General features: G+C 60.1%; 27 protein-coding genes. 15 read left to right on the top strand and 12 right to left on the bottom strand.

The genetic code is table 11. The features are described 5' to 3' along the window. Nucleotide 1 precedes the first annotated feature (1 nt). The 4 genes from recQ (at nucleotide 2) to ASD60_RS05770 (ending at nucleotide 4,834) form a co-directional block, all read left to right on the top strand. Nucleotides 2-2,128 carry a DNA helicase RecQ gene (gene recQ, locus ASD60_RS05785; RefSeq protein WP_056853070.1) on the top strand — a complete coding sequence of 709 codons (2,127 nt, stop codon included), beginning with the start codon at nucleotides 2-4 and terminating at the stop codon, nucleotides 2,126-2,128. 118 nt (nucleotides 2,129-2,246) lie between these two features. Continuing rightward, nucleotides 2,247-2,681 carry a MarR family transcriptional regulator gene (locus ASD60_RS05780; protein ID WP_056853069.1) on the top strand — a complete coding sequence of 145 codons (435 nt, stop codon included), beginning with the start codon at nucleotides 2,247-2,249 and terminating at the stop codon, nucleotides 2,679-2,681. 127 nt (nucleotides 2,682-2,808) lie between these two features. After that, nucleotides 2,809-4,482 (top strand): FimV/HubP family polar landmark protein, encoded by a 1,674-nt coding sequence (locus tag ASD60_RS05775; protein WP_056853068.1) that lies wholly within the window; start codon nucleotides 2,809-2,811, stop codon nucleotides 4,480-4,482. A gap of 64 nt (nucleotides 4,483-4,546) precedes the next feature. After that, nucleotides 4,547-4,834, top strand: a complete 288-nt coding sequence (locus tag ASD60_RS05770) for a SelT/SelW/SelH family protein (protein WP_056853067.1) — start codon at nucleotides 4,547-4,549, stop codon at nucleotides 4,832-4,834. Here the strand turns inward: ASD60_RS05770 and ASD60_RS05765 are convergent. Further along, on the bottom strand, nucleotides 4,828-5,721 hold the full coding sequence (locus tag ASD60_RS05765; RefSeq protein ID WP_056853066.1) for a DMT family transporter: 894 nt from the start codon (nucleotides 5,719-5,721) through the stop codon (nucleotides 4,828-4,830). The two genes, ASD60_RS05770 and ASD60_RS05765, sit on opposite strands and share 7 nt — an antisense overlap. 75 nt (nucleotides 5,722-5,796) lie before the next feature. After that, nucleotides 5,797-6,555 carry a helix-turn-helix transcriptional regulator gene (locus tag ASD60_RS05760; RefSeq protein WP_056853065.1) on the bottom strand — a complete coding sequence of 253 codons (759 nt, stop codon included), beginning with the start codon at nucleotides 6,553-6,555 and terminating at the stop codon, nucleotides 5,797-5,799. Between the two features lie 135 nt (nucleotides 6,556-6,690). On the opposite strand from ASD60_RS05760, the gene ASD60_RS05755 reads away from it, so the two are divergent. Further along, complete coding sequence (locus ASD60_RS05755; RefSeq protein ID WP_056853064.1) at nucleotides 6,691-7,506, top strand: UDP-2,3-diacylglucosamine diphosphatase; 816 nt, start codon at nucleotides 6,691-6,693, stop codon at nucleotides 7,504-7,506. A 120-nt stretch (nucleotides 7,507-7,626) separates the two neighbouring features. Here ASD60_RS05755 and ASD60_RS05750 read toward each other — a convergent pair whose 3' ends face one another. Both ASD60_RS05750 and ASD60_RS05745 read right to left on the bottom strand, forming a co-directional pair. Next, nucleotides 7,627-8,217 carry an HD domain-containing protein gene (locus ASD60_RS05750; protein WP_056853063.1) on the bottom strand — a complete coding sequence of 197 codons (591 nt, stop codon included), beginning with the start codon at nucleotides 8,215-8,217 and terminating at the stop codon, nucleotides 7,627-7,629. A gap of 18 nt (nucleotides 8,218-8,235) precedes the next feature. Further along, nucleotides 8,236-8,547, bottom strand: coding sequence for a DUF962 domain-containing protein (locus tag ASD60_RS05745; RefSeq protein ID WP_056853062.1), 312 nt, complete (start codon nucleotides 8,545-8,547; stop codon nucleotides 8,236-8,238). A 160-nt stretch (nucleotides 8,548-8,707) separates the two neighbouring features. Between ASD60_RS05745 and ASD60_RS05740 the strand changes: the two genes are divergently transcribed. Beyond that, on the top strand, nucleotides 8,708-9,769 hold the full coding sequence (locus tag ASD60_RS05740) for an AraC family transcriptional regulator (protein ID WP_082557536.1): 1,062 nt from the start codon (nucleotides 8,708-8,710) through the stop codon (nucleotides 9,767-9,769). Here the strand turns inward: ASD60_RS05740 and ASD60_RS05735 are convergent. Beyond that, entirely contained in the window at nucleotides 9,726-11,180 is a 1,455-nt protein-coding gene (locus ASD60_RS05735; RefSeq protein WP_056853060.1) for a TrkH family potassium uptake protein, read from the bottom strand. The two genes, ASD60_RS05740 and ASD60_RS05735, sit on opposite strands and share 44 nt — an antisense overlap. Nucleotides 11,181-11,301: 121 nt before the next feature. Between ASD60_RS05735 and ASD60_RS05730 the strand changes: the two genes are divergently transcribed. Then, nucleotides 11,302-11,865 (top strand): NAD(P)H nitroreductase, encoded by a 564-nt coding sequence (locus ASD60_RS05730; protein WP_056853059.1) that lies wholly within the window; start codon nucleotides 11,302-11,304, stop codon nucleotides 11,863-11,865. A 774-nt stretch (nucleotides 11,866-12,639) separates the two neighbouring features. Here ASD60_RS05730 and ASD60_RS05725 read toward each other — a convergent pair. From ASD60_RS05725 to ASD60_RS05700, 6 genes are all read right to left on the bottom strand, one after another. Then, on the bottom strand, nucleotides 12,640-13,977 hold the full coding sequence (locus ASD60_RS05725) for a sensor histidine kinase (protein ID WP_056853058.1): 1,338 nt from the start codon (nucleotides 13,975-13,977) through the stop codon (nucleotides 12,640-12,642). A 175-nt stretch (nucleotides 13,978-14,152) separates the two neighbouring features. Then, nucleotides 14,153-14,602 carry an LTXXQ domain protein gene (locus ASD60_RS05720; RefSeq protein WP_056853057.1) on the bottom strand — a complete coding sequence of 150 codons (450 nt, stop codon included), beginning with the start codon at nucleotides 14,600-14,602 and terminating at the stop codon, nucleotides 14,153-14,155. 229 nt (nucleotides 14,603-14,831) lie between these two features. Beyond that, nucleotides 14,832-15,509, bottom strand: coding sequence for a response regulator transcription factor (locus ASD60_RS05715; protein ID WP_056853056.1), 678 nt, complete (start codon nucleotides 15,507-15,509; stop codon nucleotides 14,832-14,834). A gap of 7 nt (nucleotides 15,510-15,516) precedes the next feature. Beyond that, nucleotides 15,517-15,930 carry a hypothetical protein gene (locus tag ASD60_RS05710; RefSeq protein WP_056853055.1) on the bottom strand — a complete coding sequence of 138 codons (414 nt, stop codon included), beginning with the start codon at nucleotides 15,928-15,930 and terminating at the stop codon, nucleotides 15,517-15,519. 110 nt (nucleotides 15,931-16,040) lie between these two features. Continuing rightward, the gene (locus ASD60_RS05705; RefSeq protein WP_056853054.1) at nucleotides 16,041-16,340 is read right to left on the bottom strand and encodes a YciI family protein; all 300 of its coding nucleotides are present in this window, start codon (nucleotides 16,338-16,340) and stop codon (nucleotides 16,041-16,043) included. A 1-nt stretch (nucleotide 16,341) separates the two neighbouring features. Continuing rightward, on the bottom strand, nucleotides 16,342-16,938 hold the full coding sequence (locus ASD60_RS05700; protein WP_056853053.1) for a septation protein A: 597 nt from the start codon (nucleotides 16,936-16,938) through the stop codon (nucleotides 16,342-16,344). Nucleotides 16,939-17,025: 87 nt separating this feature from the next. Here ASD60_RS05700 and ASD60_RS05695 point away from each other — a divergent pair, with 87 nt between their 5' ends. From ASD60_RS05695 to arfB, 8 genes are all read left to right on the top strand, one after another. Next, a complete protein-coding gene (locus tag ASD60_RS05695; RefSeq protein ID WP_056853052.1) occupies nucleotides 17,026-17,889 on the top strand; it encodes a PHP domain-containing protein in 864 nt (287 codons plus the stop codon). A gap of 13 nt (nucleotides 17,890-17,902) precedes the next feature. After that, nucleotides 17,903-18,532 carry an L-threonylcarbamoyladenylate synthase gene (locus ASD60_RS05690; RefSeq protein WP_130903464.1) on the top strand — a complete coding sequence of 210 codons (630 nt, stop codon included), beginning with the start codon at nucleotides 17,903-17,905 and terminating at the stop codon, nucleotides 18,530-18,532. Nucleotides 18,533-18,652: 120 nt separating this feature from the next. Continuing rightward, nucleotides 18,653-19,351, top strand: coding sequence for a segregation and condensation protein A (locus tag ASD60_RS05685; RefSeq protein WP_177336555.1), 699 nt, complete (start codon nucleotides 18,653-18,655; stop codon nucleotides 19,349-19,351). An 11-nt stretch (nucleotides 19,352-19,362) separates the two neighbouring features. Beyond that, the gene (gene scpB / locus ASD60_RS05680; protein WP_056853049.1) at nucleotides 19,363-20,334 is read left to right on the top strand and encodes an SMC-Scp complex subunit ScpB; all 972 of its coding nucleotides are present in this window, start codon (nucleotides 19,363-19,365) and stop codon (nucleotides 20,332-20,334) included. A 262-nt stretch (nucleotides 20,335-20,596) separates the two neighbouring features. Beyond that, complete coding sequence (gene rluB / locus ASD60_RS05675; RefSeq protein WP_056853048.1) at nucleotides 20,597-21,817, top strand: 23S rRNA pseudouridine(2605) synthase RluB; 1,221 nt, start codon at nucleotides 20,597-20,599, stop codon at nucleotides 21,815-21,817. A 32-nt stretch (nucleotides 21,818-21,849) separates the two neighbouring features. Beyond that, entirely contained in the window at nucleotides 21,850-22,125 is a 276-nt protein-coding gene (locus tag ASD60_RS28750; protein ID WP_156386251.1) for a hypothetical protein, read from the top strand. Between the two features lie 563 nt (nucleotides 22,126-22,688). Next, nucleotides 22,689-24,101 carry an amino acid permease gene (locus tag ASD60_RS05670; protein ID WP_056853047.1) on the top strand — a complete coding sequence of 471 codons (1,413 nt, stop codon included), beginning with the start codon at nucleotides 22,689-22,691 and terminating at the stop codon, nucleotides 24,099-24,101. A 214-nt stretch (nucleotides 24,102-24,315) separates the two neighbouring features. Beyond that, the gene (arfB, locus tag ASD60_RS05665; RefSeq protein ID WP_056853046.1) at nucleotides 24,316-24,729 is read left to right on the top strand and encodes an alternative ribosome rescue aminoacyl-tRNA hydrolase ArfB; all 414 of its coding nucleotides are present in this window, start codon (nucleotides 24,316-24,318) and stop codon (nucleotides 24,727-24,729) included. Here the strand turns inward: arfB and ASD60_RS05660 are convergent. Beyond that, the gene (locus ASD60_RS05660) at nucleotides 24,726-25,925 is read right to left on the bottom strand and encodes an MFS transporter (RefSeq protein WP_056853045.1); all 1,200 of its coding nucleotides are present in this window, start codon (nucleotides 25,923-25,925) and stop codon (nucleotides 24,726-24,728) included. The genes arfB and ASD60_RS05660 overlap by 4 nt on opposite strands. Nucleotides 25,926-25,991: the final 66 nt, after the last annotated feature.

The following is a 25,991-nucleotide window of genomic DNA, read 5'->3' as shown; positions in this document are numbered from 1 at the left end:
TATGCTCGATCAGGCTCAACGCGTCCTCAAGGACATCTTCGGTTACGACAGTTTCCGTGGCCGTCAGGGTGCAATCATTGAGCGCGTAGCCAGTGGCGGTGATGCCCTGGTGCTGATGCCTACCGGTGGCGGTAAATCCTTGTGCTTTCAGGTTCCGGCGCTGCTGCGCGAAGGCCTGGCGGTGGTGGTGTCGCCGCTGATTGCGTTGATGGACGATCAAGTGGCGACCCTCGAAGAGCTCGGTGTGGCCGCCGCAGCGCTCAACTCCACCCTCAGCGCCGAACAACAGCGCGACCTGGCGGCACGGATCAAGCGCGGTGAAGTGAAAATGCTTTACCTCGCCCCGGAGCGGCTGGTTCAACCGCGCATGCTGAACTTCCTGCAGGGGCTGAACATCGCCCTGTTCGCCATTGACGAAGCGCATTGCGTGTCGCAATGGGGGCATGATTTCCGTCCGGAATACCTGCAACTGGGGCAGTTGGCGGAAATGTTCCCCGACGTGCCGCGCATCGCCCTGACTGCCACCGCCGACAAGCGCACCCGGGAAGAAATCGTCACCCGCCTGCACTTGCAAAATGCCGAACGCTTTCTGTCGAGTTTCGACCGCCCGAACATTTTTTATCGCATCGTGCCCAAGGAACAGCCGCGCAAGCAGTTGCTGGCGTTCCTCGCCGAGCGACGCAGCGATGCAGGCATCGTTTACTGCCTGTCACGGAAAAAAGTCGAAGAAGTGGCCGCGTTCCTCAGCGAACAGGGTTTTCCTGCGCTGCCTTACCACGCCGGCCTGCCCAACGATCTGCGTGCCTACCACCAAAAACGCTTTCTCAACGAGGAAGGCCTGATCATGGTCGCCACCGTGGCGTTCGGCATGGGTATCGACAAGCCGAACGTGCGGTTCGTCGCGCACCTGGACTTGCCGAAATCCCTTGAAGCCTACTATCAGGAAACCGGCCGCGGCGGCCGTGACGGCTTGCCGGCCGATGCCTGGATGGCCTACGGCCTGCAAGACGTAGTGATGCTCAAGCAGATGTTGCAGAACTCCGAGGGCGACGAACGCCACAAGCGTCTGGAGCAGCACAAGCTCGATGCCATGCTGTCGCTGTGCGAAGAAACCCGGTGCCGCCGCCAGACCTTGTTGGCCTACTTCGATGAAGACATGCCCGAGCCATGCGGCCATTGCGACAACTGCGTCGACGGCGTGCAGACCTGGGATGCCACCGAGCCGGCGCGTCAGGCACTCTCGGCGATCTACCGAACCGGCCAGCGGTATGGCGTCGGGCATCTGGTGGATGTCCTGCTCGGCAAGGACAACGAAAAGGTTCGCAGCTTCGGCCACCAGCACCTGTCGGTGTTCGGTGTCGGCAAGGCGCGGGCCGAAGGCGAGTGGCGCTCGCTGTTCCGTCAGTTGGTGGCTCGAGGTCTGGCCGATGTCGACCACGAAGGCTACGGCGGACTGCGCCTGAGCGACACCTGCCGGCCGTTGCTCAAAGGTGAAGTGACCCTGGAACTGCGCCGCGACCTGAAGGCGCAGACCACCGTCAAAAGCAGCAAGAGCCAGGCGAGCCAATTGGTGCGCGGCGAAGAGCGCGAGCAGTGGGAAGCCTTGCGTGCCCTGCGGCGTAAACTCGCCGAGGAACATGGCGTGCCGCCGTACGTTATCTTCCCCGACTCGACCTTGCTGGAAATGCTGCGCAGCCAGCCAACCTCGCTGGCGCAGATGGCCACGGTCAGCGGCGTCGGTGCGCGCAAGCTGGAGCGATATGGCGAGGCCTTCCTCGAAGTGCTCGGCGGCCAGGCCGAGGCGCCGAAGGTGGTGGCCGATGTACGCCATGAGCTGATCACGTTGGCCCGCGCGGGCATGACCCCCGTGCAGATCGCGGGGCAACTGCAGTGCTCGGAAAAGAACGTCTACACCATGCTCGCCGAGGCGATTGGCAAACAGCAGTTGTCGCTGGAACAGGCGCTGGATCTTCCCGAAGACTTGATGGGCGAAGTTCAGGACGCTTTCCTCGACGGTGAAGGTGAGTTGCCACCCGTGTCGCAGATTTCTGAATTGTTCGCAGGCCGAGTACCCGAAGGAGTGTTGTATTGCGTTCGTGCCGCGTTGCAGTCGGAATTTGAGATTTGAGACATTGGTTTACTGATGTAACGATTCAGTACAGAACAAGCCTTGCCTCCAGCCAAGGCTCATGCTTAGCTGACTAATAATTAGTTTTTCTCTATTTCAGTCTAATCATGAGTGTTTTATGTCGTTAACCGATCAACACCGCTTTGGCATGCAACTGGCCCAGATGTCTCGCGGCTGGCGTGCCGAACTGGACCGCCGTCTGGCCGGTCTGGGCTTGTCTCAGGCGCGCTGGCTGGTGCTTTTGCACCTGGCTCGCTTCGAACAGGCTCCGACCCAGCGTGAACTGGCACAGAGTGTGGGCGTAGAAGGACCTACCCTGGCACGCTTGCTCGATAGCCTGGAGAGCCAAGGGCTGGTTCAGCGTCAATCGGTGCTGGAAGACCGTCGGGCGAAAAAAATCGTCCTTTGCGCCCCGGCGCGTCCTCTGATCGATCAAATCGAAACCATTGCCACTCAACTGCGTCATGAGCTGTTCGAAGGCGTCGATGAGGCGGATTTAGGGGTTTGCATGCGGGTTCACGGGCACATCCTGGCCAACCTTGAAAAGTCTTGAGGCATAACCATTCGCCAGGTTTTTGAGATAGCGCGTTGAGCCGACTATAAGAACTACTGTGCAATATCGTGTTCGTACCGGATGTGCGAACGCGTGCAGATTGGTTTTAGTCAGTTAAGGGATGCTCATGCTTGAGAGTCGGCGAGTCGTTGTACGGTATTGCGCCAGGTGGTTGCTGGGCGGTGCTGCTGTCACTTGGTCGGCATTGGCGCCGGCGCTGGGCCTGGGCGATATCACCTTGCATTCGGCACTGAATCAGCCGTTACGCGCCGATATCGCCTTGGTTGATGCTGCGGGGCTGGAAGAGGACGATCTGTCCGTCAGCCTGGCAACGGCCGACGAGTACAGCCGCGCTGGCGTCGATCGGGTGTTCTTCCTCAACGATTTGAAGTTCACGCCGATCCTGCGCGGCAAGCGCAATGTAATCCGGGTGACCTCCAGCAAACCGGTCAATGAACCCTTCCTGAATTTTCTTGTGCAGCTCAATCAGCCCAATGGTCGTTTGCTGCGCGAGTACACCGTGCTGATCGATCCTCCGGGCGCGCCGGGAATCGTCCCGGTCGATGATGAACCGCAGACCGATCGCGGCTCTTCCGCGTTTCCGAGTGTCCAGCCCGCTACCCCGGCCGTACCCGCACGCCAGGAGCCGAAGCCCAAACCGGCCACCGTCCCGGTCACCGACCCACTTGCCGAGCAACTGGCCGCCAGCGTACTGCAAGTCCAGCAGTTGCAAGCCACCATCGAAGAACTCAATGCAAAGCTGCAAGCACAGGTGGAGCAGATTGCCGGCGAGAAGAAACAGGTAATCGAGCTTCAGACCCGATTGGCGGAGGCTCAAAGCGTAACTGCGGAGCCAGTGACGCCCGCTGTGGTAGCGCCAGCGCCGATCGTCGCTGAACAACCGACAACCAATTGGCTGTTGATTGGCGGTTTGCTCACGCTGGCAGGGTTACTGTTGTTGGGTTGGTTTGTGCGACGAAGACAGCAGTCGATGTCTGCCCAACCCGCTACTTCACCACCGCAGCAGGCGGTACCGGGTCGGCTCGAAGAACCGCTGATCACGACATCTGCGGTTGCACCGGTCTCAGCAAACAGTGATGAACTGCCTGTCAGCGATGTATTCGAAGAGGTTGCGGTTTATCTGGCCTATGGTCGATTTACCGAGGCTGTCGGGTTGTTGCGAGAAGCCATGGACAAGGAGCCGGAGCGTACAGATCTTGCCGTGCAATTGCTGGAAGTGCTCGGCAAACAGGGCGATGCGTCTGCCTACGATGCGCTGGACGCCAAACTGCGAAACGCCGGGTTCGACGAACAGAAACTCATGGATATCCGTGCTCGCCATCCGAAATTGAACCCCATTGCAGCGGTTCCGGTAATGACGGCTGTTGTTACGCCCTTGGCGACGGCGCCCGGTGATGAGTCTCAGTTGAAAGCGGATGACCTGGTGATAGATACGAATTGGGACTTGCTCGAGCTCGTGGACACGGATACGCCGGACGCGCTTTCGGCAAGCGAACTGGATTTGCCGGAACCCGAAATCGAATGGGAAATCGAATCCGCCTCCCGGTCCCTTGACGACAGCTTTCTCGACGAGTTCCGCGAGCCAAGCCCTTCGCTGGAGCTTGAGCCGATCAACCTCGAACCGGTCGAACCCAGCAATGCCGGAAAACTGGAGCAGGCCCAGACCTGTATCGATGACGGCGATCTGGACAGTGCCATCGCATTGCTCAACGAATTACTCAGAGACGCCGAGGAGCCGCTGAAACGGACGGCCCGCACTCTATTGGCCGGTATTCGTTGATCTTTCAGCAAGCAGTGAAGGTGCTTATGATGACGACGCCCTCTGGTTGAGAGATCTGCCTGTCATGACCGTTAGCAAACCCGAAATCATCATCACCTACTGCACTCAATGCCAGTGGTTGTTGCGAGCAGCCTGGCTGGCACAGGAACTGCTCAGTACTTTTGGCGATGACCTGGGCAAAGTGTCCCTGGTGCCTGGAACGGGCGGGGTGTTTCATGTCTTTTGCGACGATGTACAGATCTGGGAGCGCAAGACTGACGGTGGTTTCCCCGAGGCCAAGGTTCTCAAGCAGCGGGTCCGCGACCGGATTGATCCGGGCCGCGACCTGGGGCATAACGACCGCACTCAGTGAGACGCGGCTTCTGCCGCGACGGCTTTGCTGCTTGAACCGCCGGAGAGCCTGCTGGACACCACGATGGCGACAATGATCAGCGCACCGCCGAGCAGCATGCGCAGGGTCGGGTTTTCATTGAACAACAGCCAGGCCATGGTGATGCCGTAAACCGGCTCCAGGGCAAAGACCACCGCAGCGGTCCGCGCCTTGATCACCGCCAGGCTGGCGACAAACAGGCTGTGGGCGACACCGGTGCAGAACACCCCGAGCAGGCCGATCCACAACCAATCGATGGCGCGCACTTCGCTTAAATGCGGTGCTGCCACTGGCAGCAGGCACAAGCCGACCACCACGTTCTGACACAACGCTGCCTGCACCGGCGGGATGCGTGCCGAGCTGGCGCGATTGGTCAGCGACAAGAGGGAGAACAGTAATCCGGAAAGCACCGACCACAACAGGCCCGTGGTGGCACCGCTGGCCAGATCGAATTCAGGCGTGACCAGCACCAGCCCGACGCTGACCAACGCCACCAGCACAATTTCATTGGTGCGGATCCGCTCGCGGAAAATCAGCCCTTCGAGGATCACGGTGAAGGCCGGGAAACTGGCAAAGCCCAGGGTCGCGATGGCCACGCCAGCGACTTTCACCGAAATGAAGAAACTCACCCAGTGCCCGGTCAGTAACAGGCCGCTGAGCAACAGTCGGCGCAAGTCCATGGCCTCGAGTCGTTGCCAACGGGTATTGCTGGCAAATCGGGCGAAGAATGCCAGCGCCAATACCGCGAACGCAGCGCGGCCGAAGACGATGACGGCCGGTGACGCGGCGGCGAGTTTGCCGAACACGCCGGTCAGGCCGAACATCAGAGCGCCAATGTGCAGGGCGCCAAGGGCGGTACGGGGAGTCATGACAATCCTTGGTAAACGTAGGGACCGGGTCATTTAACCGCGTCCGCTGCTGCGGTGTCTGTCGCCAGACTCGCGTTATTTGTCGCCAGCCTCGCGCCGCAGCTTGCCTGGCGAGGAGCCGAACTCGCGTAACACCGCAGCAGCAAAGGCACTCTGGGAGCTGTAGCCGACGCGACTGGCAATCTCACCGATGGGCAGGGCCGAGCTGCGCAGCAACGCGACGGCCTTGTGCAGGCGTCGGCTGCGAATGTAGTCCATCGGTGTCTGACCGCATTCGGCGACGAACCGCGCATGCAAGCGGGCGCTGGACAGGCCGGCCACGCGCGCCAGGTCGGCGACTTGCAGCGGGTAGGCGGCGTACTGGTCAATGTGGGCATTCAGCGCAGCGTACGGCAGGCGTCGACCGCCGACAGTGTCCGGCCTGGCGTTGTTGAGACTGGCCAACAGCAACACCGCGCCTTGTTGCGCGATCAGCGGATCATTCACCTGACTGTTGGCCAACCAACTGACCAATTGGCTTTGCCCGGCATCCAGCGATAAGCGGCCGGCGTTGTCGAGCAAGCGACGACTGGCGTCGGCATGCTCGCCCAGGGACTGGCCAATCCACTGATCGTCGGGCACGTCCAGTACCAGGCAACGGCTGCCATTGGGACTACCGCAGGCGTGATGAAACCCGGACGGGATGACCACGAAGCTTTGCTGGACCACCTGGCTACCGCGCCCGTCGACTTCGAAATCCAGTGCGCCCGACAACCCGAACACCAGTTGCGCGTGTTCGTGGCTGTGGACGATCAGGTCTTCGGTGTATTGGCGCAGGGTGAGGATCGGTCTCATCGCGGGTCTCCCGGTACTGGGCGTCAGTCTACACCGGCGTGGCTCTGGCGCGCTGTCACAAGACTGACTTGCGGTTGTCATGGACCATTAACCCGAACGGCGCAAGCTTGCCAAAACTTGTCCTGAGGGTTGCCCATGACCAGCGCCGAGCTCGCCAAACCCAGCCGTAAGCAACGTGTGCGGACCTTGTGGATTTCCGACGTGCATCTGGGCACGCGCGATTGCCAGGCCGAGCACTTGTCGCAGTTTCTCAAGGGCTATCACGCGGACAGGATTTACCTGGTGGGCGACATCATCGACGGCTGGAAACTGCGTGGCGGCATGTATTGGCCCCAGGCGCACACCAACGTGATTCGGCGCCTGCTGACCATGAGCAAGCGCGGCACTGAGGTGATCTACGTCACCGGCAACCACGATGAATTCCTGCGTCGCTACTCGAAGTTGATCCTGGGCAACATTCAATTAGTGGACGAAGCGGTGCATGTGACGGCGGATGGCCGGCATCTGCTGGTGATCCACGGCGACCAGTTCGACGTGATTACCCGCTACCATCGCTGGCTGGCGTTTCTCGGCGACTCGGCCTACGAACTCACACTGACCCTCAACCGCTGGCTCAACCACTGGCGCGCGCGTTATGGCTACGGCTATTGGTCACTGTCGGCGTATCTCAAGCACAAAGTGAAAACCGCCGTCAGCTTCATCAGCGACTTCGAGGAAGCCATCGCCCATGAATGCGTCAAGCGTGAGCTGCATGGCGTGGTGTGCGGGCACATTCACCATGCCGAGATCCGCAAGGTCGGCGAGGTGGATTACCTCAATTGCGGCGATTGGGTGGAATCGTGCACGGCGTTGATCGAGCATTGGGACGGCACGATCGAGTTGTATCGCCTGGCCGATGCCCAGGCGCGGGAGGCGCAGTTGAAGGCTGCGAAGGTGGCGGAGCTGGCATGAGGTTGCCATCGCCAGCAAGCTCGCAGTGATTGATGTTGAATACAGAGTTTGTGGTCGATACAGAACCCTGTGGGAGCGGGCTTGCCCGCGATGGGCCGCAAAGCTGCCCCGCTGGATCGATCAGGCTGGCGAATGCTCTTGCATCGCCGCCTTGTAGATCGAGTTCTTCGGCTGCGCAAACAGCCGCTCCATCATCGGCTCGAAAAAGCTCAACGGCAAAGTGTCGTAAGCCGGATCGAACGCCGCCGCATCGTACTTGGCACAAAACTCGATGGTCGCCTGATATTGCGGATGCTCTTTGTATTGCTCACGCAAATGCCGGTCCATGCCCAGGTGATGGAAGAAGTAATAGCCCTGGAAAATCCCGTGCTTCTCCACCATCCACAGATTCTCGGCGCTGACAAATGGCTTGAGGATCGCCGCCGCTATATCCGGGTGGTTGTAGGAACCCAGGGTGTCACCGATGTCGTGGAGCAGGGCGCAGACCACATATTCTTCATCGCGGCCATCACGCCAGGCGCGGGTAGCGGTTTGCAGGGAGTGGGTCAGGCGATCTACCGGAAAACCGCCAAAATCACCTTCGAGCAACTTCAGGTGCGCCGCGATACGGGACGGCAATTGGCGGGCGTAGGCGCTGAAGTCCGCGGCGATGATCGCCCAGTCTTCCTGCGTACCGTCTTTCATGTGGGTGAAGCGAGCGTTGACGTTCATTGGCAATCCTCGGGTGACCTAGAACGGTACGCGTCCCAGAATCATGTCGCGATACATGACGAAATCACCGAGCAGGCTGTAGAAGGGGTGCTGAAAGGTTGCAGGACGATTCTTCTCGAAGAAGAAATGCCCAACCCATGCAAAGGAGTATCCCGCCAGCGGCAAGGCCCACAACAACATCCAGGCGCCTCGGCCGATGGTCAGCGCCAGAATGAAAATGACCAGTGTCGTACCGATAAAGTGCAATCGTCGACAGGTACTGTTGCTGTGCTCGCTGAGGTAATACGGATAGAACTCAGCAAAGCTGTTGAAACGCTTGATGTTTTCCACGACTGCAATCTCTGTGGTTATTGTTCTGGCTGCAAGTTGTTCTGCGGGTAGCTTATTTGAGTCTAGAGTGATCATTGGCATCAGCCAGTGACAATGGGCGCCACTTTAGTATCCTTCGGAAATTGGCCGTAGCATGCGGCTCATCATGTAAGACACGGACATGAGCGAAAGAACGACTTCTGCAAGCTGGGCGATGGGGATTGTCAAAGCACTGGAAATGGACGGCCTGGATTGCCGGGTATTGTTCAAACAGCTGGGGCTCGACTATGCGGCTCTGGATGATCCGGATGCACGCTTCCCGCAAGACTCCATGACACGACTCTGGCAACGCGCGGTTGAGCTGTCCGGCAACCCGGCGATTGGCCTGAACATGGGCAAAGTGGTGCGACCGGCGCAGTTCCATGTGACCGGTTACGCCTTGATGTCCAGCCAGACCCTGGCCGATGGTTTCCGGCGACTGGTGCGTTACCAGCGGATCATCGCCGAAAGCGCTGACTTGAGTTTCCGGCTGCTGGAGGAGGGATATGCGCTGATTTTGACAGTGCACGGCGATCATCTGCCGCCGACCCGCCAGAGTGCCGAAGCCTCGCTGGCGTGTGCCCTGGCACTGTGCGGCTGGCTGACCGGGCGCACGTTGCAACCGCGCAAGGTGTTGCTGCAGGGCGATCTCCCCGTCGATGTTGAACCCTACAAACAAGTCTTCCATGCACCATTGGTGTTCAACGCACAATACGATGCGCTGATTTTCGAACGTGCAGACATGGAAGCGCCCCTACCGACGGCCAACGAAGCCATGGCGCTGCTGCATGACCGGTTTGCCGGTGAATACCTGGCGCGGTTTTCCGAGAGTCGTGTCACTCACAAGGCACGGCAGGTGCTGTGCCGTTTGCTGCCCCAGGGTGAGCCCAAGCGTGATGCCGTGGCACAGACGCTGCATCTGTCGCAACGCACCTTGCAGCGACGCTTGCAGGAAGAGGGCACGAGTTTCCAGACGTTGCTCGACGACACCCGGCGCGAACTGGCGGAGCAATACCTGGCGCAACCCACCATGACCTTGCTGGAGATCGCTTACTTGCTGGGGTTCGCCGACCCGAGCAACTTCTTCCGCGCTTTCCGCCGCTGGTTCGACACCACGCCCGGCGAGTACCGGACGCGGCTGCTGAACGCGCCACCCGTGGTCAATGGCGCCAGAACGCCGGAATACACAACACAAACACCGTAATGATCTCCAGCCGGCCAAGGAGCATGCCGAACGAGAGAATCCACTTGGCGGCGTCCGGCAGGGTGGCGAAGTTGCCCGCCGGGCCAATGGTCTCGCCCAGTCCCGGACCAACGCCGGACACCGTGGCGGCCGCGCCGGTGAGGGCGGTCATCCAGTCGACGCCGAGCAGCGACAACAGCAGCGCGATCACGCAGATGGTAATGGCGAAGAAGAACGAAAAGGTCAGGATCGAACGCACGATCTCTTCGTCGAGCCGGTGACCGTTGTACTTCTGCTTGATCACCGCACGCGGGTGGATCAGCTGATTAAGGTTGGCCTTGAGCAGGATGTAGGCCACCTGGAAGCGGAAGATCTTGATCCCACCCGCGGTCGAGCCGGAGCAGCCGCCGACGAACCCCAGATAGAAGAACAGCATCAGCGAGAAATTGCCCCACAGGCTGTAATCCCCTAATGCGAAACCGGTGGTGGTCACCACCGATGTGACGTTCAGCGCCACATGCCGTAATGCCTCCAGCCAATGCAACTGGGTGGTCCACCAGTACCAGGTGCCGAGCACCAGCCAGGTCACCAGCAACATGCCGAGCAAGCCTCGAACCTGCTCATCCTTGATCAGTGCTTTGCGGTTACCGCGCAAGGTCGCTACATACAGGGTGAACGGCAGGGCACCAAGAATCATGATGACGATCGCCACCCAATGCACTGCTGGCTCCGGCCACTTGGCCAAAGACTGGTCGGAGGTCGAGAAACCACCGGTGGAAATCGCTGACATCGCGTGGTTGATCGCATCGAACGGGCTCATTCCGGCCCACCAGAATGCCAGGCTGCCGAGTATGGTGATGCCGACATAAGCGGCAACGATCAGCCGTGCCACCATGTGCGAACGGGGCATGACTTTTTCGGAGCGGTCCGACGACTCGGTCTGGAACAGCCGCATGCCACCGATACGCAACAACGGCAGAATCGCGACCGCCATGCCGATGAACCCGATGCCGCCGATCCAGTGCAGCAATGAACGCCACATCAGGATGCCGGGGGACATGTTGTCCAGACCCGTGAGCACCGTTGCGCCGGTGGCGGTGATGCCGGACATGCTTTCAAAGAACGAATCGGTGTAGCTGATGTGCTGGGTCAGTAAAAACGGCAGCGCGGCGAAGATACATACCACCAGCCAGCTGCTGACGGTCAGCAGGTACATGTCCCGTGGCCGCAGATGTACATGTTCCGGGCGGCCGGGGATGACCAGGGCGAGCCCCCCGACGAAGGTGATCATGCTGGCCCAGAGAAACGACGGCAGGTCGCCTGTGCGCTCGAAGATCACCAGCGTGGCCATAGGCACGACCATGGCGATGGCCAGGGTGATCAGGAAGATGCCGATGATGAAACCAATGAGACGTAAGGTCGGCAACGCCATGAAGTCCGCTCGGGCTGAAATAGGGAAGGGCGCCATTCTACCTGCGGGACAGGGCATGTAAACCGCACCGCCAGAGTAGTTACCGCTAGAATAGCCGCACAATTTTTTCTGGAGGTGGCCGATGCAGGCTCTCGACGCTTTGCTCAACCGTGTTTCCGTTCCACGATTGCTAGATCCGGCACCGACTGCCGAGCAGCGCGAAGTGCTGTTCGCCGCGGCCATGCGCGCCCCGGATCACGGCCACTTGCAGCCTTGGCGGTTTCTGACGGTAGAAGGCGCGGCGCGCGAGCAAATGGGCGAGTTGCTGGCTGAAGCCGCCAGGCTGCAGGACGGCGAAGTGACCCAAGCCGCCATCGACAAGGCTCGTAACGGCCCGTTGCGTGCACCTTTGGTGGTTGTGGTGATCGCCCGCGTGCAGGATCACGTCAAGTATCCGAAGTCTGAGCAATTGCTGGCAGCAGGGTGCGCCGCCCACGGGATCTTGCTGGCGGCCTATGCGCAAGGCATCGGCGCGGTGTGGCGTACCGGTGACCTGGCCTACTCGCCTCATGTGGCCAAAGGTTTGGGGTTGACGGAAGGCGAAGAGGTGATCGCCTTCCTGTACCTGGGCACGCCGCAGAAAGAACCGCGGGTGGCGGAGAAGGTCGATCTGGCCGAATTCGTTAGCGCCTGGCCAGCCGGGTAAAGATCGTTCCCACGCTCTGCGTGGGAATACAGCCCGGGACGCTCTGCGTCCCATTGGAACGCGGAGCGTGACTTGAGGCATTCCCAGGTCGATCTGGCCGAATTCGTCAGCGCCTGGCCAGCCGGGTAAAGATCGTTCCCACGCTCTGCGTGGGAATACAGCCCGGGACGCTCTGCGTCCCATTGGAACGCGGAGCGTCCGTTGAGGCATTCCCACGCAGAGCGTAGGAACGATTATCAAGGTGGATTTGGCCTGGTTCGTTAGCGCTTGGCCAGCCGGGTAAAGATCGTTCCCACGCTCTGCGTGGGAATRCAGCCCGGGACGCTCTGCGTCCCATTGGAACGCGGAGCGTGACTTGAGGCATTCCCACGCAGAGCGTRGGAACGATCATCAAGGTCGATCTGGCCATTGGAACGCGGAGCGTGACTTGAGGCATTCCCACGCAGAGCGTRGGAACGATCATCAAGGTCGATCTGGCCGAATTCGTCAGCGCCTGGCCAGCCGGTTAAAGATCGTTCCCATGCTCTGCGTGGCAATGCAGCCCGGGACGCTCTGCGTCCCATTGGAACGCGGAGCGTGACTTGAGGCATTCCCACGCAGAGCGTGGGAACGATCATCAAGGTCGATCTGGCCGAATTCGTCAGCGCCTGGCCAGCCGGGTAAAGATCGTTCCCACGCTCTGCGTGGGAATACAGCCCGGGACGCTCTGCGTCCCATTGGAACGCGGAGCGTGACTTGAGGCATTCCCACGCAGAGCGTAGGAACGATCATCACTTAGGCGACGGCCCCTGGCACCAGCGGAAATTCCAGGCTGGCAATGAATCCCCCCTCAGGATGATTGGCCAGCACCAGGCTCCCGCCATGCCGCTCCGCCGCACGCCGGGCGATGGCCAGACCCAGGCCATGCCCGGGCGCTGTCTGCCCGGGTGCCCGATAGAACGGCTCACCGAGCTGATTCAAGTGTTCGGTGTTTACCCCCGGCCCATGATCGCGCACGGTCACGACAATTTTCTCGCCATGACGTAGCGCCTGCATTTCAATCGGCAGCCCCCCTGGGGGATTGAAACGCTGGGCGTTGCGCAACAGGTTGTCCACGGCGCGCTCGATCATGGTCGGCCAGCCGGTGAGATTCAATTGTGGTTCGGCTTCCAGATGCACGAGTTGGTCAGGTGAGCCCAGTTGAGCATCTTTTTGCAAGGCATTGAGCAGCGCATTGAGATCCACCTCTTCGGCGCTGGCGTTATCGGCATCGACTCGCGCCAATACCAGAATCTCGCTGATCAGTGCTTCGAGCCGGTCGCACTCACGGGTCAGGCGCGGCCAGAGCTTTTCCCGTTCTTCAGGCGTGGCCCGTTCGGCCAATGCCAGCGCTATGCGCAGGCGGGCGAGGGGGGAGCGCAATTCGTGGGACACGTCACGCAGCAATTGCCGCTGACTGCTGATCAGGCTTTGCAGGCGTGCGCCCATGCGGTTGAAGTCGTTGGCCAGCACCCCGAACTCATCGCGGCGATTGGCCAGTTTGACCAGGCTGTTCTGCTGATAGGTGGTTTGCCCCAGATCATGTACGGCACCGCGCAAACGGCTGAGCGGGCGGGTGATGGAGAGGGTCACGAACAGGCTGAACAGGGTCAGCACCACCAGCGCGATCCCTAGCGCACTCAATGGCCAGAGCAGGCTTTCGCGGTGCCAGGCATCGAGTTCCGGATGGGGAATGCGGTAGATCAGCAGGTAGGTATCGCCGGTTTTTTCGCTGGTGTATTCGTCGGTCAGACGACGCCAGGGCAGGCGGCGGTCATCGTTGTTCTGCCGTGCTTCGAAGGCTGCCGCGCGGCGCGGGAAGGTGCCGCGAACCACAGGGTCGCCACTTTCGTTGAGCACCTGAACGTCGATGTGATAATGGCGCTTGCGTTCCTGCAGGAGGTCTTGTGCTGCGTCCTCACCTTGAGATTCGTATATTTGCGTCCACTCTTGCGCCAGGGTGTTGAGACCCGGGTGGCGGCTGAGGATCCAGGCGTCCTGGTTGAGCATGTGCCCGAGCAGAATGGAAAGCCCTGCAACCAGAGCAATGGCCAGCCAGAAGCTGGCCAGGATCCGCCAGAACAATGAACGCACAGAAAGCCCTCAACCAGACACGAATCATTGTAGGAGTGAGCCTGCTCGCGATAACGGTGTGTGAGTCAATAGTTGTATCAACTGACACTCCGTTATCGCGAGCAGGTTCACTCCTACATGGAAATCAATAACATCAGACCCAACGGTGTTCAGCCGTTGGGTCCGGGTTAACGCATTATTGCGCTTTTTGCGGTTGTTGCGCTTTCCAGGCCTTGAATTCAGCCCATTCGGCGCGACGCTCAGCTTGCTTTTTCTGGATTTCGTCGAATTTCTTCTGCTGATCCGGTTTCAGCAAGGCGCGGACATCGGTCTCGGCTTTTTTGTGGTTGGCGGCCATTTCGTCCTTCATGGCTTTCTGGTCGGCTGGCGACAGTTTCTCCAGGTATTTGTCGACCAGTTGCTTACGCTCATGCATCTGCTCGCCCATGATCTTGCGGATCTGCTCACGCTGTTCGCGGCTCAGGTCCAGTTGGCTGTAGGGGCCTTTACCGTGCATCCCGTGCATCTGGCCGCCGTGGCGCGGGCTATCCATCGGCCCATCCATCGTGCCGTGACCTTCAGGCATGGCCATGGCGACGGTGGGCAGGGCGGCAGCGAACATCAGGGCGATTAGGGTCTTGCGCATGGTGAATCTCCTTGTCTCATTCCCGGTACGTTCCGGATGAGTACAGATTACGCAGATCAAGGTCAGCGGCAGTCAGCGGAGTGTAAGGCTTGGGTAAAGATGGTTTTCTACCTTCCTGACAAAACAAAACCCTGTGGGAACCGGTTGCCAGCGATGGCGTCATTGTTTTCGACGCATGGCTCAAGGCCCATAGCAGGCAAGCCAGCTCCCACAGTCAATCGGGTTGGGTTCAGAGACTGTAGTAATAGCCGCGGCTACGCAGGGCCACGATGCGCGGACGCCCATCGGGGTGCGGGCCGATTTTCTTGCGCAGGTTGCTGACGTGCATGTCCAGGCTGCGGTCATACAGGGTCAGCTTGCGGCCGAGGGCGATTTGCGCCAGTTCCTGTTTGTCCAGTGGCTCGCCGGGCTGCTTGAGCAGGGCTTCGAGCAGACGGCTTTCGGAAACCGTCAGGGTCAGTTCCTTTTCATCGATGCTGACCACACCGCGTACCGGGCTGAAACACAAGTCGCCCAGTTCCAATTGGCTGGACACCGCGGCCGGATGGCTGCGACGCAACACGGCGCGCAGCCGGGCGGTCAGCTCACGCGGGTCGCACGGTTTGGCCAGGTAATCATCGGCACCCAGTTCCAGACCCAGGATGCGATCCAGGGGTTCGCCGCGGGCCGAGAGCATCAGCACCGGCAGATCCGGGTGATCGCTGCGTAACTGCTTGAGCAGCTCCAGGCCGCTGCCGTCCGGCAGCATCACATCCAGAACCACGGCCGCCGGAGAGGTTTCAGCCAGCGCACGACGGGCGCTCTGGCCATCGTGGCAGGCGCGAACCTGAAAGCCTTCCTGACTCAGCCAACTGCTCAGAAGCTCACACAGCTCCTGATCATCATCAATTAATAACAGTTCGCTCATGACTCACTCAATTTAGCCATTGTCGACGTTTTCGCCGTGCACCACTGGCGAAGATACCGCAGAGCAGGGCCAATAGCGCTACCCCGGCGCCAATGACGAACCACTGTTGCTGATCGGTCAGCAAACGCGGCAACGCACTGCCGGCCTGGGCCTCCTTGAGTTGCAGCTTCAGGCGCTGGTTCTCCTGGCGCAACCGGGTCAGCTGGGCGCTTTCGCGTTCGCCATCGGCATTCTGCAATTGTTTGCTCAGCTCTTCCCGTTGCCGTTCGCTTTCTTTCAAGCGTTGCTGCAACTCGTTGATCTGGCTGCCGGCGCTGAGGGACAAAGGCGTCGAATTGCCACCCTCGGAGCTTTCCTCACCGTGGGCGGGGGCCATGATCGACAACGTGACCAACAACAGACACAACGGACCTTTGCGCATCGCGACTCCTGATTCCAATACGAGTATTGGGAAGTTGTCGGCCGGCAAACGGGAATAATGAGCGCTTGAGAACGCGATGAACCGATAAGGTTCACCGCGTGAGGGAGGCGTTACGGCAGGACTTGCTTGAACGGTTTGACCAGAACGCTGGCGTAGACGCCTGCGGCGATGTACGGATCGGCATCGGCCCAGGCTTGTGCGGCGCTCAGCGAATCGAATTCGGCGACGATCAGGCTGCCGGTGAAACCCGCTGCGCCCGGATCATTGCTGTCGACAGCCGGATGTGGACCGGCCAGAACGATGCGACCTTCACCCTTGAGCACTTGCAGACGCTCAAGGTGCGCAGGCCGTGCGGCCAGGCGGGCTTCCAGGGAGTTGGCGACGTCTGTGGCAATGATTGCGTAAAGCATGTCAGTCCTCGGTTTTTGGCGATGGGGTATCGGCGTCGTGCAGATGACGGGACAGGTAGATGCCCTGGCCAATCAGGAACAGCAAGGTCATGCCCAGGCTGCCGAAGACCTTGAAGTCGACCCAGTAGCTCTGGAAGGTGAACGCGACGAACAGGTTGGCGGCACCGCAAAACAGGAAAAACACGATCCAGGCGATGTTCAGGCGCGTCCAGACAGGCTCCGGCAACGTCAGCGCGTGGCCCATGATGCGTTTGATCAGCAGGCGGTCACCGATGAAGTGGCTGCCGATGAAGCCCAGGGCGAACAGCCAGTTGACCACCGGCGCCTTCCATTTGAGGAAGGTTTCGCTGTGGAAGGCCAGGGTCAGGCTGCCGAAGACCAGACAGGCGACGAGGGTCAGCCACTGGCTCTTCTCCAGCTTGCGCTGTTTGATGAACAGCGCGCCGTAGACCACCAGCGAACTGATGATCAGCATCGCGGTAGCGCTGTAAATACCGCCTACAGTTACCTCATGGCCGGCGATGTCGACGACCCGTGGATCGATTTTGAAGACGATGAAAAACAGCAGGAGCGGGATGAAATCGATGAATTGTTTCACAGTGGCAGCCAGAAGCAGGATGTGGCGGCATAATAACAAACATATGGGCGCGCGATAGCGCCAGCTGATTTGAGGTTACAAAGCCCTGTGAATGTTGATTTGCACTGCCATAGCACGGCCTCCGATGGCGCCCTGGCGCCTGCGGTACTGGTTGCGCGTGCATTCGAGAAAGGCGTGCGAGTCCTGGCCTTGACCGATCACGATACCCTTGAAGGCATCGCCGAGGCCCGCGAAGCGGCGGATGCGCTGGGAATGCAACTGGTCAATGGCATCGAATTGTCCTGCACCTGGGGCGGGGCGACCATTCATGTGCTGGGCTACGGTTTCGATGTCCATGCCGCGCCATTGGTCGAGGCGATTGCCAAATTGCACGATGGCCGCTGGCTACGGTCCGAAGAAATAAGTCGCAAACTGGCGTTGAAAGGCATGCCGGGGGCGCTGGAAGGCGCCCGGCAGATCCAGCAGGAGCTGGGCGACAGTGGCAACGCTCCGGCCCGGCCGCATTTTGCCGACTGGATGGTCCGCGAAGGTTTTGTAAAGGATCGCGCCGAAGCGTTCCGCAAATGGCTGGGTGCCGGCAAGCTGGGCGACGTCAAGCAACACTGGCCGACCCTTGAAGACACCGTCGAAACCCTGCGCGCGGCCAAGGCCTGGGTCAGTCTGGCCCATCCTTGGCATTACGAGTTCACTCGCAGCAAGCGTCGTCGCCTGATTGCCGACTATATTCAAGCAGGCGGCCACGCGATCGAAGTGGTCAATGGCTATCAGCCCGCCGAGCAAGTGGGCAGTCTGGCCATCCTGGCTCGCGAGTTCGGTCTGCTGGTCAGCGCCGGCAGTGATTTCCATGGCCCGGGCGGGTGGTCGGAAATCGGTGAGTACCGCCCGCTCCCGGAGGATCTGCCACCCCTGTGGTGCCGATTCAAACATGACCCAGTTATTGCCGCCGTCTGAACAGGTAGAGAATGTGAGTCAATTTTTCCAGATTCATCCGGAAAACCCGCAAGCGCGCCTGATCAAACAGGCTGTCGAGATCATCCGTAGCGGCGGGGTGGTGATTTATCCCACGGACTCCTCCTACGCCATCGGTTGCCAGATCGGCGACAAGGTCGCCGTGGAGCGTGTGCGCCGTTTGCGTGGCCTGGACGACAAGCACAACTTCGCATTGATCTGCAGCGACCTGTCGCAACTGGGCCTGTTCGCCAAGATCGATACCGGCACTTTCCGCATTCTCAAGGCTCATCTGCCGGGGCCGTACACCTTCATTCTCAACGCCACCCGTGAAGTCCCGCGGCTGTTGCTGCACCCGAAAAAACGCACCATCGGCCTGCGGGTGCCGAGCCATCCGATCGCCTTGGCGTTGCTGGACCAACTCGGCGAGCCGCTGATGAGCGTGAGCCTGATCATGCCCGGTGAAACCGATCCGATGTTCGATCCTTATGAAATGCGCCAATTGCTCGAGCATCAGGTCGACCTGATCATCGACGGCGGTTTCGGCGGAATCAAGGCCTCCACGGTGATCAACCTCGCCGATGGCGAACCGGAAGTGATCCGCGTCGGTTGCGGCGATCCAACGCCGTTCATGGCCGAGGCGTAGATGTCTGCAGTAGAACCCGTCGACAGTCAGGCCGGAGCCCAGCAAGAGCTGCCCTTCGCCATGGTCTATGGCCAGGCGGTCATGGAAATGCCGCTGGATCTGTACATCCCGCCGGATGCGCTGGAAGTCTTTCTCGAAGCCTTCGAAGGCCCGCTCGACCTGTTGCTGTACCTGATCCGCAAACAGAACATCAACATCCTCGACATCCCGGTGGCGGAAATCACCCGCCAGTACATGGGTTATGTCGAACTGATGCAGTCGGTGCGCCTGGAACTGGCCGCCGAATATCTGGTGATGGCCGCGATGCTGGCCGAGATCAAGTCGCGAATGCTGCTGCCGCGGGCCGAAACCGTCGAGGAAGAGGAAGAGGATCCGCGTGCCGAACTGATCCGCCGCTTGCAGGAGTACGAGCGTTTCAAGGCTGCGGCCGAAGGCATCGACGGCCTGAGTCGTGTGGGTCGCGATGTGCTGGTGCCCAAGCTCGACGCCCCGGAGGCACGGGCGCGCAAGTTGTTGCCGGATGTGCGCTTGTCAGAGTTGTTGATGTCGATGGCGGAAGTGTTACGCCGCGGCGACATGTTCGAAAGCCATCAGGTCAGCCGCGAGGCACTGTCGACCCGCGAACGCATGAGCGATGTACTGGAACGGCTCAAAGGCGGCGGTTTCGTGCCGTTCGTCGAGCTGTTCACCGCTGAAGAAGGGCGCCTGGGGGTTGTCGTGACGTTCATGGCCGTCCTCGAACTGGTCAAGGAATCCTTGGTCGAGTTGGTGCAGAATGAGCCGTTCGCCGCGATCCATGTCCGAGCCCGAGCCGAATAACGAGTTTAATCATGAACCTGAGTGAACCCCGCGAGCTGGCGCCATTGCTTGAAGCCTTTCTGTTGGCCTCGGGAAAGCCGCAATCCCTGGACCGTCTGTTCGAACTTTTCGAAGAGGGCGAACGGCCGGAGCCGGCGGTTTTCAAGAAAGCCCTGACCCTTCTCGGCAAGTCTTGCGATGGCCGGGCGTACGAGTTGAAAGAAGTCGCTTCCGGCTATCGTCTGCAAATCCGCGAGAAGTTTTCGCCGTGGGTCGGTCGCTTGTGGGAGGAACGACCGCAGCGCTATTCGCGGGCCATGCTCGAAACCATTGCCCTGATCGCCTATCGACAGCCGATCACCCGGGGCGAAATTGAAGATGTGCGGGGCGTGGCGGTCAACAGCCAGATCGTCAAGACGCTGATGGAGCGCGAGTGGATTCGTATTGTCGGTTACCGCGATGTGCCGGGCAAACCGGCGATGTTCGCCACCACCAAGGCGTTTCTCGATCACTTCAACCTGAAAAACCTCGACGATCTGCCGCCGCTGGCGGAGTTGCGCGAACTGGAGCCCGACCCTGTGCTCGATTTCGACGACGCGCCTGTTCCGGTGGCGTTGCAGGAATTGGCAGACGCCAGCGCCGAGCCGGAAGAGCCGAAGGAGGAAACCAGTTTCCACACGCTGTTGCTGGAACTGGACAGCATGGAAGAGGGGATCAAGACCGATTTCGACGATTTGTTGCGAGATGGCGTGGCGCCTGAGTTGGATTCGGAGCAGCCGGACATCGAGCCCGAAACTGAAGTTTTGCAGATCGAACCTGAGCCGGAAATTGAACCCGAGCAGGAAGACGACATCCTCGGCGTGGCCGAGGCCCGGGAAAAACTCCTGGCTGCCGTTGCCGCACTGGAACAGCCGAAACCCGAGCCTGAACTGAGCGACGAAGAAGCCGAAGCCCTGGCCCTGGCCGAAGCCATCGAAGCCGAACGCCGCCAATTCGAAGACTGACACAACCCTGTAGGAGCCGGCTTGCTGGCGATCGCATCACCGCTATTCCTCCGATGCACCGTGGTGATGCCATCGCCAGCAAGCCGGCTCCTACAGAAGGTTTGCAACCATCGAGGTCACCGGTCGGCGGAAAATTAAGTAAGTCACCATCGATCGGCTAGTCTCTGATGCGCAAACGCCCGCATGCGCGTATGATTCGCGACCCTTCGGCGATCCCTTCGCCCGAGTACCCAGTTTTCAGAACACACCGGGAGGTGCCCAGATGAGTATCAAAGACCAGAAAGACGACCAGGAAATCGGCCCAGCAGGCGAAAAACTGCAGAAAGTCCTCGCCCGTATCGGCGTCGGCTCGCGCCGTGACGTGGAAGCCTGGATCAGCCACGGCCGCATCAAGGTCAACGGCAAAGACGCCACCCTTGGCCAGCGTGTCGACATGCACGACGCCATCACCATCGATGGCAAGGTGATCAAGCGCGAAGAGGCTGCCGAGTCGGTCCGCCGCGTGATCATGTACAACAAGCCCGATGGCGAGATCTGCACCCGTGTCGACCCGGAAGGCCGCCCAACCGTGTTCGACAAGATGCCGCGCCCTAAAGAGGGTCGCTGGATCAACATCGGTCGTCTGGACATCAACACCACCGGTCTGCTGATGTTTACCACCGACGGTGAGCTGGCCAACCGCCTGATGCACCCTTCCTACGAAATGGACCGTGAATACGCGGTACGTGTGCGTGGCGAAGTCGACGACGAGATGATCGAGCGCCTGAAGGCTGGCGTTGTCCTTGAGGACGGCCCGGCCAAGTTCACCGATATCAAGCAGGCACCCGGTGGTGAAGGTTTCAACCACTGGTATCACTGCGTGGTAATGGAAGGTCGTAACCGTGAAGTTCGTCGTCTGTGGGAATCCCAGGGCCTGGTGGTCAGCCGTCTGAAGCGCGTGCGTTTCGGCCCGGTGTTCCTCAACTCCGACCTGCCGATGGGTCGCTGGCGCGAAATGAGCCAGTACGAAGTCGACATTTTGAGTGCCGAGGTTGGCCTGACGCCGGTCGCAATGCCGCAGATGAACGCCAAGAGCAAAGACAAGCTTGACCGGATGCAGCGTAAATCGTCGCGGCCGATGGCCAAGACCGAGCGCGTGCGGACTTTGCGTCCAGCCACTGGCGCGGCCGCTGCACCTGCCGCACCACGTGCAAGCCGTGAGCCGCAGATCGAAGGCGAGCGCCCAGGTCGCAAGCCTGCTGCCCGTCAGGACGGTGAGCGCGGCCCGCGTACGCCGCGCCCGGCCAATGGCCGTACCGAGCGTGGCGAAGGTCGTGGTACGCCGGTAGCGGATCGCCCGGCCGACACCAAGCGCCCGGCCAAGCCTGCGCCGAAGCGTCCGGGGATCAAGCTGGTCGACGGTGATACGCCATCGGGCAAGCGCCGTGGTGCACCAGCGGGTTCGGGTCAGCGCCCGGGCTTCGGTCGTCGCAAGCCGGAGTGAAGCAGCGGTAAGCTTCAGGCGACAAGCTGCATGTGAAAACGCCAACCTTCGGGTTGGCGTTTTTTTTCGTCCGGCTTTATGTCTGTGCTGTTTTTAAAGGCCTCATCGCGGGCAAGCCCACTCCCACAGCGTTCTATGCCGGGCACAAAACAGTGAATAAAACACAGATCCCTGTGGGCTTGCCCGCGATGGCGCCATATGCAGCACAGAGTTGCCCAAGGTGGAAAGCCAAAATTACAGCCTGTAAAGATTTCATGACGAAATCAACGGGTAAACCCCATGAAATCGCCTTCCCCTTGGTTTCGTAAGAAAATTCTTACGCGCCATTGCCTCGCATCCATCTTTCACCGCTCTAGCCCGCTTGTTTCAATACGCCATGCAGGGTCAGATGCGCGCCATGCCTGTCGTGCAGGTGCATAACAAAAAGGAGGCGCAATGAACGCCGCAATCCGTTTTCATTTCTCCGCAAGGGGCGTTTGGTTATTCGTCCCTGTCGCTGATCCGCAAGGGTCTGATCCTTTATTTGCAGCCGTCCGATTCGATCGGGACGGACACGGGCAATCCCGGCCATAGACACGCTTGTCCAGCGGGTCTGGCAGCAGGGGGTTAGCGGTGTACAATGCGCGCGTTTTACCTGTGACCTCCTGCGCATCTGCGCAAACCTCAAGGCTATCCGCCTTGTTCACTCCGCCGCGTCACGAGCGTGTCGGGTTCGATTTCGTCACAGATAAAAACAAACAGGTGACGCATGACCGTTGTAAATACGCTGAACTCCTGGTGCCTGCGCTGGGGTTTGATCGGTGCCGCTTAACGCCTTTGCTGAGCAGCAACGTCTTCTGAACATCATCAAACCTTGCGTGAGACCCTTTTCATGAGTGGACAAAACTCGCATTCAGGCGAGCTGAAACGCGGCCTGAAAAATCGCCACATTCAACTGATTGCCCTCGGTGGCGCGATCGGTACCGGTTTGTTCCTCGGTTCGGCCGGGGTGCTGAAATCCGCCGGGCCGTCGATGATTCTCGGCTACGCCATTTGCGGCTTCATTGCCTTCATGATCATGCGCCAACTGGGCGAAATGATCGTCGAAGAGCCGGTGGCCGGTTCCTTCAGCCACTTCGCACACAAATACTGGGGCGGTTTTGCCGGTTTCCTCTCGGGCTGGAACTGCTGGATCCTGTACATCCTGGTGGGCATGTCCGAGCTGACGGCCGTCGGCAAATACATTCACTACTGGGCGCCGGACATCCCGACCTGGGCCACCGCGGCAGCGTTCTTCGTGCTGATCAATTTGATCAACCTGGCCAACGTCAAAGTGTTTGGCGAGGCCGAGTTCTGGTTCGCGATCATCAAGGTCGTGGCGATTGTCGGCATGATCGGCCTGGGCAGCTATCTGCTGGTCAGCGGTAACGGCGGCCCACAGGCTGCGGTGAGCAATCTGTGGTCCCACGGTGGCTTCTTCCCGAACGGTGTCAGCGGTCTGGTGATGGCCATGGCAATCATCATGTTCTCTTTCGGCGGCCTGGAAATGCTCGGTTTTACCGCCGCCGAAGCCGACAAACCGAAAACCGTGATCCCGAAAGCGATCAACCAGGTGATCTACCGGATCCTGATTTTCTACATCGGCGCACTGGTGATCCTGCTGTCGCTGACTCCATGGGACAGCCTGCTGACTACCCTGAACGCTTCCGGTGATTCCTACAGCGGCAGCCCGTTCGTGCAAGTGTTCTCGATGCTGGGCAGCAACACCGCCGCGCACATCCTCAACTTCGTGGTCCTGACGGCGGCGTTGTCGGTGTACAACAGCGGCACCTACTGCAACAGCCGCATGCTGTTGGGCATGGCCGAACAGGGCGATGCGCCGAAAGCTCTGGCGAAGATCGACAAGCGTGGCGTGCCGGTTCGTTCGATCCTGGCGTCGGCTGCGGTGACGTTGATTGCGGTCCTGCTGAACTACCTGATTCCACAGAACGCACTGGAACTGCTGATGTCGCTGGTAGTAGCGACCCTGGTGATCAACTGGGCGATGATCAGCTTCTCGCACTTCAAGTTCCGCCAGCACATGAACAAAACCAGACAGACGCCGTTGTTCAAGGCCTTGTGGTACCCGTACGGGAACTACGTCTGCCTGGCGTTCGTGGTGTTCATCCTTGGCGTGATGCTGATGATCCCGGGGATCCAGATCTCGGTGTACGCGATTCCGGTGTGGGTCGTGTTCATGTGGGTTTGCTACGGCATCAAGAACAAGCGCAGTGCCCAACGTGCCATGCAGGCAGCGGTGGAGTAACTCCGCGCAAAAACAACAAACCCGGCCAAGTGCCGGGTTTTTTGTTTTCAGGCTTCACACAAAACCCTGTGGGAGCGGGCTTGCCCGCGATGGCGGAGTGTCAGGCGCTATCAATATTGAATGTGCCGGCCTATTCGCGGGCAAGCCCGCTCCCACAGGTTTATCAGCGCATCATTCGCGGTATCCTGCACGCTCTGACTACGGACGTTTTTCCATGCTGGTGATTTCCAACAATGTGCATCTGCCGGATGCCGAGATCGAGTTGACCGCCATTCGTGCCCAGGGCGCGGGTGGGCAGAACGTCAACAAGGTGTCGAGCGCGGTGCACCTGCGCTTCGACATTCCGGCGTCTTCCTTGCCTGAGTTCTACAAGGAGCGGCTGCTGGCGTTGCGCGACAGTCGGATCACCAGTGACGGCGTGCTGATCATCAAGGCCCAGCAATATCGCACGCAAGAACAGAACCGCGCCGATGCCCTGGAGCGTTTGGTCGAGCTGATCCAGAGCGCCACCAAGGTCGAAAAGAAACGCCGCCCGACCAAACCGACCCTTGGCTCGAAAACCCGTCGGCTCGAATCCAAGAGCAAGCGCGGCAACATCAAGGCCGGGCGTGGCAAGGTCGATTTCTAGCGCGCATCCCGGGTTTCACGCAGCTTCGGAGCCTGACGATACAAGTAGACGCTGAGCGCCAGGCCACTGAGTGCCGCCAGCGCGGCGAACAAAAAGATTGACGCAAAACCGAAACCGGCCGCAATGGCACCGGCCAGCGGTCCGGTGATCCCCAGCGACAAATCGATGAACAGTGAATAAGCCCCCACTGCCGCGCCACGGCTGGAGGCGGGCACCAGATTGACCGCTTCCACACCGAGCGCCGGAAACACCAGCGAGAAACCGAAACCCGTCAAAGCCGCGCCTGCCAGCGCCCAGTACGCGTCGGGTGCCAGCCACAGCAACAACAGGCCCAGGGTTTCTACCGACAAACAGGCAATCGCCACGCGAAAGCCGCCGAGGCGGTTGATCAGGTTGCCGAACAAAAGGCGCGCGCCAATGAAGCTGGCACCGAACAGGCTCAGGCATAACACCGCGTTGTCCCAGTGCTGCGTGGCGTAATACAACGTAATGAACGTGGCGATGGTGCCGAAACCGATGGAGCCCAAGGCCAGGCCGCAGCCGTGCGGCAATACTCGGCCGAGCACATGCATGAATGGCAAGCGCTCACCGACAACAATGGGCGCGGCGGTTTTCGGCCAGGCCAGCAGCAGGCCAAGCGCAGCCAGCAGCACGATGCTGACGCCCATGCTCCACAAGCCCATTTTGCTGACCAGCAATACGCCCAGCGGCGCGCCGACCGCCAGCGCGCCATAGCTGGCAATACCGTTCCACGAAATGACCTTGGCGGTGTTCGCCGCGCCGACCCGGCCGATGCCCCAGCCAATTGAACCCGAGCCCACCAGACTTTCCGCGCTGCCCAGGACCAGGCGGCCGATCAACAGGCTGATCAGGCTGAGCATCGGCAAGCTTTGCGTCCAGGCTGAAATCAGCATGAACACACCGCTCAAGCCACAACCGGCGAGGCCATACATGACCGCCAGTTTGCTGCCTTTGTTGTCGATGATTTTCCCGGCATACGGGCGGCTGAGCAGGGTGGCCAGGTATTGCACGCTGATTACCAGGCCCGCAATCACTGCGCCGAAGCCCAGGTCGCTATGGACATAACCGGGCAATACGGCCAAGGGGATGCCGATGTTCAGGTAGCCGATGAAGGTAAAAAGGACGATGGATACAACTTGCAGCGTGACCGCCAAGGGGCGCTGGTGTTCAGGCATGGGTAAAGGTCCACGGTAAAGCAGGATAGATAGGCTGCTTATGATAGCGGGGCTGGCTGTCGTGGG

Source organism: Pseudomonas sp. Root562, from assembly GCF_001427125.1.
Classification (GTDB): domain Bacteria; phylum Pseudomonadota; class Gammaproteobacteria; order Pseudomonadales; family Pseudomonadaceae; genus Aquipseudomonas.
Note: the sequence above shows the minus strand (reverse complement) of the source record. Positions and strands in the feature narration are given on the sequence as shown.

Coding starts and splice junctions, on each gene's coding strand:
- recQ (WP_056853070.1), top strand. CDS start 2: ATGCTCGATCAGGCTCAACGCGTCCTCAAGGACATCTTCGGTTACGAC.
- ASD60_RS05780 (WP_056853069.1), top strand. CDS start 2,247: ATGTCGTTAACCGATCAACACCGCTTTGGCATGCAACTGGCCCAGATG.
- ASD60_RS05775 (WP_056853068.1), top strand. CDS start 2,809: ATGCTTGAGAGTCGGCGAGTCGTTGTACGGTATTGCGCCAGGTGGTTG.
- ASD60_RS05770 (WP_056853067.1), top strand. CDS start 4,547: ATGACCGTTAGCAAACCCGAAATCATCATCACCTACTGCACTCAATGC.
- ASD60_RS05765 (WP_056853066.1), bottom strand. CDS start 5,721: ATGACTCCCCGTACCGCCCTTGGCGCCCTGCACATTGGCGCTCTGATG.
- ASD60_RS05760 (WP_056853065.1), bottom strand. CDS start 6,555: ATGAGACCGATCCTCACCCTGCGCCAATACACCGAAGACCTGATCGTC.
- ASD60_RS05755 (WP_056853064.1), top strand. CDS start 6,691: ATGACCAGCGCCGAGCTCGCCAAACCCAGCCGTAAGCAACGTGTGCGG.
- ASD60_RS05750 (WP_056853063.1), bottom strand. CDS start 8,217: ATGAACGTCAACGCTCGCTTCACCCACATGAAAGACGGTACGCAGGAA.
- ASD60_RS05740 (WP_082557536.1), top strand. CDS start 8,708: ATGAGCGAAAGAACGACTTCTGCAAGCTGGGCGATGGGGATTGTCAAA.
- ASD60_RS05735 (WP_056853060.1), bottom strand. CDS start 11,180: ATGGCGTTGCCGACCTTACGTCTCATTGGTTTCATCATCGGCATCTTC.
- ASD60_RS05730 (WP_056853059.1), top strand. CDS start 11,302: ATGCAGGCTCTCGACGCTTTGCTCAACCGTGTTTCCGTTCCACGATTG.
- ASD60_RS05720 (WP_056853057.1), bottom strand. CDS start 14,602: ATGCGCAAGACCCTAATCGCCCTGATGTTCGCTGCCGCCCTGCCCACC.
- ASD60_RS05715 (WP_056853056.1), bottom strand. CDS start 15,509: ATGAGCGAACTGTTATTAATTGATGATGATCAGGAGCTGTGTGAGCTT.
- ASD60_RS05710 (WP_056853055.1), bottom strand. CDS start 15,930: ATGCGCAAAGGTCCGTTGTGTCTGTTGTTGGTCACGTTGTCGATCATG.
- ASD60_RS05705 (WP_056853054.1), bottom strand. CDS start 16,340: ATGCTTTACGCAATCATTGCCACAGACGTCGCCAACTCCCTGGAAGCC.
- scpB (WP_056853049.1), top strand. CDS start 19,363: ATGAACCTGAGTGAACCCCGCGAGCTGGCGCCATTGCTTGAAGCCTTT.
- rluB (WP_056853048.1), top strand. CDS start 20,597: ATGAGTATCAAAGACCAGAAAGACGACCAGGAAATCGGCCCAGCAGGC.
- ASD60_RS05670 (WP_056853047.1), top strand. CDS start 22,689: ATGAGTGGACAAAACTCGCATTCAGGCGAGCTGAAACGCGGCCTGAAA.
- arfB (WP_056853046.1), top strand. CDS start 24,316: ATGCTGGTGATTTCCAACAATGTGCATCTGCCGGATGCCGAGATCGAG.
- ASD60_RS05660 (WP_056853045.1), bottom strand. CDS start 25,925: ATGCCTGAACACCAGCGCCCCTTGGCGGTCACGCTGCAAGTTGTATCC.